We start from the raw sequence: 8,512 nt of genomic DNA, 5'->3' as shown, positions 1-8,512 counted from the left end.
GGTGAGGGGAACCAGTATTCGGTCTGACCGGGTGATGGTTCCCCTCACCATGAGAATCAGGAGACGTCGGGCGTCGAGGTTGCGGCGATAGGCAGGTACAGCCGGTTTCCGTGGCCGGTGAACTCCTCGGATTTCGCGACCCTCCCGGCGTCGAGCGCCGCGGTGTCGGTCAGGCCGTGGTCCTGCGCGTGGGCGCGCACGTCCGCGGAGATCCGCATCGAGCAGAACTTCGGTCCGCACATCGAGCAGAAGTGCGCGGTCTTCGCGGGTTCGGCGGGCAGCGTCTCGTCGTGGTAGGCGCGGGCGGTGTCCGGATCCAGGGACAGCGCGAACTGGTCGCGCCACCGGAAGTCGAAGCGGGCGCGGGACAGGGCGTCGTCGCGCTGCTGCGCGCGGGGATGCCCTTTGGCCAGGTCGGCGGCATGTGCGGCGATCTTGTAGCTGATGACACCGGTCTTGACGTCGTCGCGGTTCGGCAGTCCCAGATGCTCTTTCGGCGTGACGTAGCAGAGCAGGGCGGTGCCGGCCTGTGCGATCATCGCTGCGCCGATCGCGGAGGTGATGTGGTCGTAGGCGGGCGCGATGTCCGTCGCGAGGGGTCCGAGGGTGTAGAACGGGGCGTCGTCGCACCACAGTTCCTCGAGCCGCACGTTCTCGGCGATCTTGTCCATCGGGACGTGCCCGGGTCCTTCGATCATCACCTGCACCCCATGAGCGCGAGCCACTTTCGTGAGTTCCCCGAGGGTGCGCAGTTCGGCGAACTGGGCATCGTCGTTGGCGTCGGCGATCGAGCCGGGGCGCAGACCGTCGCCGAGGGAGAACGTCACGTCGTAGTGGGCGAGGATCTCGCACAGGTCCGCGAAGTGGGTGTAGAGGAACGATTCGGTGTGGTGGGCCAGGCACCAGGCAGCCATGATCGATCCGCCGCGCGAGACGATGCCGGTGACCCGGTTCATCGTCAGCGGAATGTGCCGCAGCAGGACTCCTGCGTGCACGGTCATGTAGTCGACGCCCTGCTCGCACTGCTCGATCACGGTGTCGCGGTAGATCTCCCACGTCAGCCGCGTCGGTTCACCGCCGACCTTCTCGAGCGACTGATACAGCGGGACGGTCCCGACCGGAACCGGCGCGTTGCGCAGGATCCATTCCCGGGTGTCGTGAATATCCTTGCCGGTGGACAGGTCCATGATGGTGTCGGCGCCCCACCGGGTCGCCCACACCATCTTCTCGACTTCCTCGGCGATCGACGACGTGACCGCCGAGTTCCCGATGTTCGCGTTGATCTTCACCGCGAAGCGTTTCCCGATGATCATCGGTTCGAGCTCCCGGTGTCGGTGGTTCGCCGGGATCACGGCCCGGCCCGCGGCGACCTCGGCGCGGACGATCTCAGGATCCACGCCTTCTCGGGCAGCGCAGAACCGCATCTCGTCGGTGACGACACCCGCACGGGCCCAACCGTATTGGGTGGTGGCGCCGGCCGGGCGCGACCATCCGGTCCGCACCGGCGGCAGACCGGCATCGAGGTCGGTCCGGGCGTTCTCGTCGGTGTAGGGGCCGGACGAGTCGTACAGGTCGAGGTGGTCGCCGGTGCTCAGGTGGACGCGCCGGAACGGCACGGACAGTCCGTCGACGTCCACATAGTGTTTGCTGCTGCCGTCGATCGGTCCGGTGGTGACGGCAGCCGACAAGGCAGAGGTGTCCCTCATGGTTCGCTCCCTACGCCGGCATTACCCGGTCAGGTTCGTACGGTCGACGGCCCTGCCGCTCGCAACGAGCTAGCCGTCCTCTCAGCCCGCTGGCGCGAGCTCCCGTGGTGATTGAGTTGTCGCGGGGAACCGTATTCAGCGTCGGACGATTTCGCAACCCGAACGCGCCGGCACTCGGAGTACCAGTACCGCTCGAACGCCGATATTCGATTGTCCGGTGGCGGGAGCGGCTGCTTGGATCGGGCCATGAGCGAACGCACCCGGATCACCCGCAAACCGGACCGAGGCACCGACGACCCCGCGGCCCTGAACAGCCTCCTCGACGACGCGCGGGTGGCGCACGTGGCGTTCGTCCGTCACGGATATCCGGTGGTGCTGCCGATGGCGTTCGGCCGGGACGGAAATCGTCTATACCTGCACGGATCGACGGGCGCCGGCGCGTTCCTCGCCGCCCGCAGCGGCCTCGAGGTCTCGGTCGCGGTCACCCATCTCGACGGCCTGGTGTTCGCACGCTCGACGTTCGACAGCAGCATGAACTATCGCAGCGCCGTCGTTTTCGGACATGCGACCCCCGTGCCCGACAACCGGAAGGAGGCGGCCTTGCGTGCGGTCACCGAACATCTCATGCCGGGCAGGTGGGACGAGGTCCGTCCGCCGTCCGCGAAAGAACTCGCCGCGACGACGGTGCTCGAACTTCCGCTGGACGAGGTGAGCGTGAAGGTCCGCGCGACCGGACCCGGCGAAGCACCGGATGGCGGCGAGGATCACACCGCATGGGCCGGCGTCGTCCCGTTGCGCACGGTCGCGGGCACGCCGGAGCGTTCTGCGCTCACCGATTCAGCTGTGCCGCTGCCGGGCTCGGTCCGTTCCCTGCTCTGACCGAACCCGGGCAGGCCGTATCGAACGTGCGGTTCCGGTTGTCGCCGCCCGGCGTGTCGCGACAACTTCTGCGCACTCGAACCCGGCCGGTCCGGACGCCTCCGCCCCGAGAGCGTCGGGTCGTGCTGGTAGCCTCGCGGCCGGACATTCGGGGGAATGTTCGTCCGAGGGGGCGGATGACGGTTGCGCAGGTCGATTCCGGGCTGTTGGTGTCGGAGATCGCGGCGTTCTATGCGGGGTTCGGGCAGCCGGCGGAACTGTCGGCGGCGTTGCGGGACTCGACGGTGGTCGTGCCGTTGGTCGACGACGACCGCATCCTGCACCTGCATCTCGGCAGTCTCGAGTGGGTGTGCGCGTTCACCGGAATACCCGAGTGGGCGCAGTTCACGGCGGCACGTGGGGTGGACCCCGATCGCGAATACCGCTTCCACACGATGCTCGGGGCGCGGTTGTGGGACTACGCCGCGGCGCGCGAACAACCGACCGGGGTCGCTGTAGATGTGCTCTCTTCCGCGCCGATGATGTTCCCGCCCACCGTGGCCGACGACACGGCGGGCGCCCGGTGAGCGAACTCGTGGTCGATCCGGCGGTCCTGAACCAGGCAGCACAGGGCATCACCGGGATCATCGACGCACTGGACGGGTTGGGCATCGGCGAAACCGCCACCGTCGGACGTGGATTCTCGCTGCTGACGCTGTCGCCGATGGAGGCCGGTGCACCGGCGGTGCAGCGCAGCTTCGAAGGATTCACCGAGCGATGGTCGTGGGGCGTGCGGGCTCTGGTGCAGTCGGCCAACGCGATCGCCGAAACCCTGGGGCTGGCGGCCGGGCGCTACCACGAGATGGAGCAGCAGTTCTCCGGCATGTTCAAGCAGATGTTCACCGACCTCGCCGGCAACCCGCACCTGTCGGCGGAGGAGATCGAGTGCCGCTCGTGGAGCGACACCCTCGCCGACAACGCCTGGAACCACGTTCTCAACGCCGACTACAGCATCGAATCCTTCGACAACGCGTTGGCTCACGTCGGCGGCAACGCCTCCATGCTCGGTCAGCTTGCTGCCGAGAACGCGCAGACTTCGGCTTCCCCGTTCGCCTGGAACACCGGTGTGGCAGAACGCGCCGCGGAGCTCCGGGCCGGCGGATCCGGAGGCGAATAGGCCGTGGGCTGGCGGGACGCGGTCAACTCGTTCGGCGATGCTGTCACCTCCGGTCTCGAATCAGCCGTCGAGGCCGCCGGTGAGCTGATCGACTCCGGTTTCGATGTCGTCGCCGACGGCGCGCGGGCCGCCGGCGTCGACGGGGTCGGGGACTTCTTCGACGACCTGGGCGACGGGATCGTCGACGCGACCGGCGGTGAACCGACGGAGAGGGAACTCGGCCAGAGCCGGGATCCGAAGGAACTCGTCCGGGGCGAGCAGTCCGCGATCGATTCGGCAGTGCAGACGCTGGTCTCGATCGGCGGTTCGATCGAGTCGACCGGCGACGCCCTGCACACGATCGACACCGGCGAATGGTCGGGCGACGCGGCCTCCGCGTTCCACGACGAATACAGAAAGCAGCCACGCTTGTGGTGGCAGGGCTCCGACGCGATGGGTCGTGCGTCGACCACGTTGCAGTCGTGGTTCTACGAGGTCGGTGTCGCGCAGGCACGCGCCGCCGAGGCGATCGCGATCTGGGACGAGGCCGAGCGTGAGGAGAAGACTCGGAAGGACGCGTGGAATACGTTGTCCGACGACCGTAAACGCGACAGCCCGTTGGTCGACACGTGGACGGCGCTGCGCGAACAGGCCCGCGAGATTCTTCGTGATGCCCGCGCTCAACGCGACAACGCGGCGTCGGCCACAGCTGCGGCGTTGGCGGCGGCGACCGACCTGGCGCCGGCCGAACCACCGTTCTTGCAGCGGTGGGGTAGCAACTTCGCCGACGTGGACGCCGCCTTCGAGTACGCGAAGCAGAACTTCACCTCCGGGCTGCTGACCTCGCTCACCGGGATTGTCGGGTTCGTGCGGTCGGTCAATCCCGGCGACATCTACAACGCCACGCACCCGGGCGAATACCTGGCGAGGGTGTCCGACATGGCGGCCGGGATGGTCGTCGCCGCTGCCGACCCCGGTGCGACGGTCGGCGCGCTGTGGGACGGGGTCAAGGACAACCCTGCCGAGGCGTTGGGCGCATTGACCGGAGACGCGGTCCTCACCCTCGCGACCGGCGGCGCCGGCGCCGCGAAACCCGTGCTCAGCGCACTCGAGCGGGTCGACGACATCGCCGACGCCGGTCGCGTCGTCGAACGGATCGACGGCGCGAGCCCGCCGCGGTTGCCGGACCGGGCCGACACCCCATCGTCGAGCGCGGAGTCGGCACACCAGACGCCCTCGCCGCGTGCGGCACCCGAGCCTGCCCACACGACATCGGACACCGCGTCCAGGGCGAACGAGCCAGTGCAGGGCGCGTCACCGACCTCGGCGGACCGACCCGGCGATCAGGGCGGTCCGTCATCGCAGCCGGAGTCGACCCGGTCATCCGACGACAACGAGGTTCCCCCACGCACCGACCCTGAGTCGGGCCGTCCCACAGCGACACACCCCGACAACGGCGCACCGGCGACGACTCCCGAAACGCACGGCCCCGAGCACGGTGAACCGGGCCCGGGACACGCAGGATCCGACCCCGATGCCGCCGACCCTCCTGGGCCGCACCACGATTCCGACGACACGCCCACTGCTCCGGCGAGCGGCGGCGAGCATACTCCGGGCAACCATCACGACGCCGACGGCCCGGCGGTGCGCAACGACATCGACCAGGGCCGGCACGGTAGCGGGTCGGTCGGCGACGAAGCGATGGACAACCCACCGGAACACACCGCGACCGACCGGCAGACCGACAAGACCGGCGACCCGGTCGCCACCGCCACCGGCGAGTTCCTTCTGCCCCTGGTCGACCTCACCCTGCCGGGCGTACTCCCGCTGACGATCAAACGTGGACACCGATCGAACTACCGATTCGGTCGCTGGTTCGGGCCCTCGTGGTCGTCGACGCTCGACATGCGCGTGGTCGTCGAAGCGTCGTGCGTGACCGTGGTGTTCGACGACGGGATGCTGCTGCCTTATCCGCACGACGAGGTCGGTGTCGGCGTCGAACCGATCACCGGCGGGCAACGCTGGACGTTGACGCGAACCGAAGCCGGCGGGTATCGCCTGTGGGATCCGGCATCGGAGATGACGTGGCATTTCGCCCCGGATCCGGTACTCGACGGCGTGGACACCGGGCTCGGCAACTACGCCGTCTCGGCGATCACCGATCGGCACCACAACCGGATCCGCTTCCACTACGACAGCACCGGCGCACCGACCGAGGTCAGCCATTCCGGCGGCTACCGAGTTGTGTTCGGTACCGAGGCCGGACGGATCACCACCATGGCGGTCGTCGGCAGGACCGGGGAAGATCCTTCCCGCACCGTGATCCGCCGCTTCGGCTACACCGCCGGTGACCTCACCGAAGTCGTCAACGGGGTCGGCGGCCGCACCCGCTTCACCTACGACGAGCAGCACCGGATCACCTCGTGGATCGATTCCAACACCAGTTCGGTCGTCAACACCTACGACGACCACGGACGCGTGATCCGCCAGCGCGGCACCGACGGCGTGTTCGACGCCGACTTCGACTACACGGAATTCCCGGACGGTACCGGCCGCCTGACCACCGTCACCAACTCTCGCGGGGCGACCACGGCCTACGGTTTCGACAACGACCTGCGACTCCGCGACATCGCCGCCCCCCACGGAGGCCGTCGGCGGATCACCTACAACGCCGACCGTAAACCCCTCACCGTCACCGAACCCGACGGCGGCACCACCGGCTACCGGTACACCCCCGACGGAAACGTCGCGGCGATCACCCGCCCCGACGGCTCCGGCATCAGGATCGACTACGCGCACCCCAATCGCCCGGCCGCCATCACCAACGCCGACGGCACGGTCCGCCGTCAGTCCTGGGACGCTGCGGGCAATCTCGTCGCGACGGTCGACGAAGCGGGAGCGCGCACCGAATACGACCATCACCCGTGCGGAGCCGTCGGTGAAGTCCGCACGGACGACGGCAACCGCACGGTCATCGACGTCGACGCGGCCGGACTGTCCATCTCGGTCATCGACGTCTACGGCGCCGTCACCCGGATCGAACGCGACCATTTCGGTCGCCCGATCACCGTCACCGGCCCTGTCGGCGCGATCACTCGCTACGACTGGACCGCCGAGGGCAAACCAGCCCAGCGCGTCGACCCCGACGGATTCGGCGAATCCTGGACGTACGACGGCGAGAACAACCTCCTCACCCACACGAACCGCGCCGGTTTCGTCACCAGCTACTCCTACGGGGGCTTCGACAAGGTCTCCGCGCGAACCGACCCCGACGGATCCGTCCACCGCTACCTCCACGACACCGAGCGCCGGCTCACCGCCGTCATCAACCCTCTTGGCCAACGCTGGACCTACGAGTACGACACGGCCGGTCGGCTCGCGGCCGAAACCGATTACACCGGTGCCACCACCCGTTACACGCACAATCGGCTCGGCCGCATCGCCTCGGTCACCTCCGCTACAGGTGTCACTCGGCATCACCGTTACGACATCCTCGGCAATCTCACCTCCATCACCGCGGATTCCGGTGAGTTCCTGAGCTACACACACGACCCGGCCGGCCGGGTTCTCACTGCGGTCAACGGTGTCGACGACGCCGTGACCCACACTCTCGAATTCACATACACCCCCACAGGTCAGGTGGCCACGCAGACGCTCGACGATCAGCCGCCGTTGGTCAACGAGCACGATGTTCGCGGCCGTCGCACCCGCCGCACCTCCCCGTCCGGTGCGGTGACCACGTGGTCCCACGACCTCCTCGGCCGCACCACCGGTCTCGACGCCGACGGCCACTCGATCACTTTCAGTCACGACCACGCCGGCAGGCTCGACGGTTGGCGCATCGGCGAGGTCCAGGTCGATCGATCCTTCACCCCCACGGGGGAACTCGCCGGCCAACAGGTCACCGGCTTCCCTGCCACGTACCTGAACCTGAACTTCGGCGACACGCCGGTTCGGCCCGCCCCGTTCTCGATCCGCCGCGACGACTACGCGTATAGGCCGGACGGGTTTCTCAGCGCTGCCACGGGTGTCGTCGGCGATGAGTCCCCGGTTCACACGGCGTACCACCTCGACCCCGCGGGCCGGATCAGCGCGATCACCCGCGACGAGGCACTGGTCGAAGCGTACGAATACGACGCACTCTCGAACATCACCGCCGGTCTCCCCCACATCAACGACGACCTCCACGCGCCGGAGGTCCCCGACCGCATGGAAGGCCGCGAGTACCACAACAACCTGCTCGTCCGGGACGGCAGAAACAGGTACTTCTACGACCCGGCCGGGAGACTGATCCGCAAGGTCACCACCCACCTCTCCCGAAAACCGGACGTCTGGCACTACCGCTACAACGCCTTCGACCAACTCACCGATGTGTCCACCCCGGACGGCCAGTGGTGGTGCTACCGCTACGACGCACTCGGCCGTCGGGTGGAAAAATTTCGGATCCGGACACGAGAGCATTCAGCAATTGCTGCAACCACTTTCCTGTGGGATGGTCAACGAACGATCGAGGAATTCAATCCCATTTCCTCCACAACGACTCGATGGTTCTATCGTCCCGGGTCGTTCACGGCGATCCTGCAAATACGTGACACAGAGAATTATCCTCCGGCATTTGTCGCGATGATTGAATGTCGCCCCGGAGAAATATCGGAACTGATCGAACCAGCGAGCTGCGCGATACGAGGCTGGTCGCAGACCAACATTTGGGGACGAACGAACTGGACCGGACCGGAATCCACGCCGGTGCGAATGCCGGGACAATACTACGACCTGACTTGCACAGATTTAG

The 8,512-nt window shown here is 67.4% G+C and carries 5 protein-coding genes; 4 read left to right on the top strand and 1 reads right to left on the bottom strand.

Going from position 1 to position 8,512, the window contains the following annotated elements:
- Window positions 1-56 precede the first annotated feature (56 nt).
- Complete coding sequence (thiC, locus tag A8G15_RS28395) at window positions 57-1,706, bottom strand: phosphomethylpyrimidine synthase ThiC (protein WP_068166540.1); 1,650 nt, start codon at window positions 1,704-1,706, stop codon at window positions 57-59.
- Window positions 1,707-1,952: 246 nt separating this feature from the next.
- On the opposite strand from thiC, the gene A8G15_RS28390 reads away from it, so the two are divergent.
- From A8G15_RS28390 to A8G15_RS28375, 4 genes are all read left to right on the top strand, one after another.
- Window positions 1,953-2,585 carry a pyridoxamine 5'-phosphate oxidase family protein gene (locus A8G15_RS28390; protein WP_068166538.1) on the top strand — a complete coding sequence of 211 codons (633 nt, stop codon included), beginning with the start codon at window positions 1,953-1,955 and terminating at the stop codon, window positions 2,583-2,585.
- Between the two features lie 176 nt (window positions 2,586-2,761).
- Window positions 2,762-3,151 (top strand): hypothetical protein, encoded by a 390-nt coding sequence (locus A8G15_RS28385; RefSeq protein WP_068166536.1) that lies wholly within the window; start codon window positions 2,762-2,764, stop codon window positions 3,149-3,151.
- Entirely contained in the window at window positions 3,148-3,741 is a 594-nt protein-coding gene (locus A8G15_RS28380) for a hypothetical protein (protein ID WP_068166535.1), read from the top strand. The genes A8G15_RS28385 and A8G15_RS28380 overlap by 4 nt, the downstream gene beginning before the upstream one ends.
- 3 nt (window positions 3,742-3,744) lie before the next feature.
- The coding region (locus tag A8G15_RS28375; RefSeq protein WP_068166534.1) for a putative T7SS-secreted protein at window positions 3,745-8,512 on the top strand (4,768 nt) is incomplete at its 3' end.

This window comes from Rhodococcus phenolicus (assembly GCF_001646785.1).
Taxonomy (GTDB): domain Bacteria; phylum Actinomycetota; class Actinomycetes; order Mycobacteriales; family Mycobacteriaceae; genus Rhodococcus; species Rhodococcus phenolicus.
This window is presented reverse-complemented; position numbering and strand designations above follow the sequence as displayed.

Excerpts from the sequence above, each read along its gene's own strand:
- thiC (WP_068166540.1), bottom strand. The coding sequence starts at position 1,706 with ATGAGGGACACCTCTGCCTTGTCGGCTGCCGTCACCACCGGACCGATC.
- A8G15_RS28390 (WP_068166538.1), top strand. The coding sequence starts at position 1,953 with ATGAGCGAACGCACCCGGATCACCCGCAAACCGGACCGAGGCACCGAC.
- A8G15_RS28385 (WP_068166536.1), top strand. The coding sequence starts at position 2,762 with ATGACGGTTGCGCAGGTCGATTCCGGGCTGTTGGTGTCGGAGATCGCG.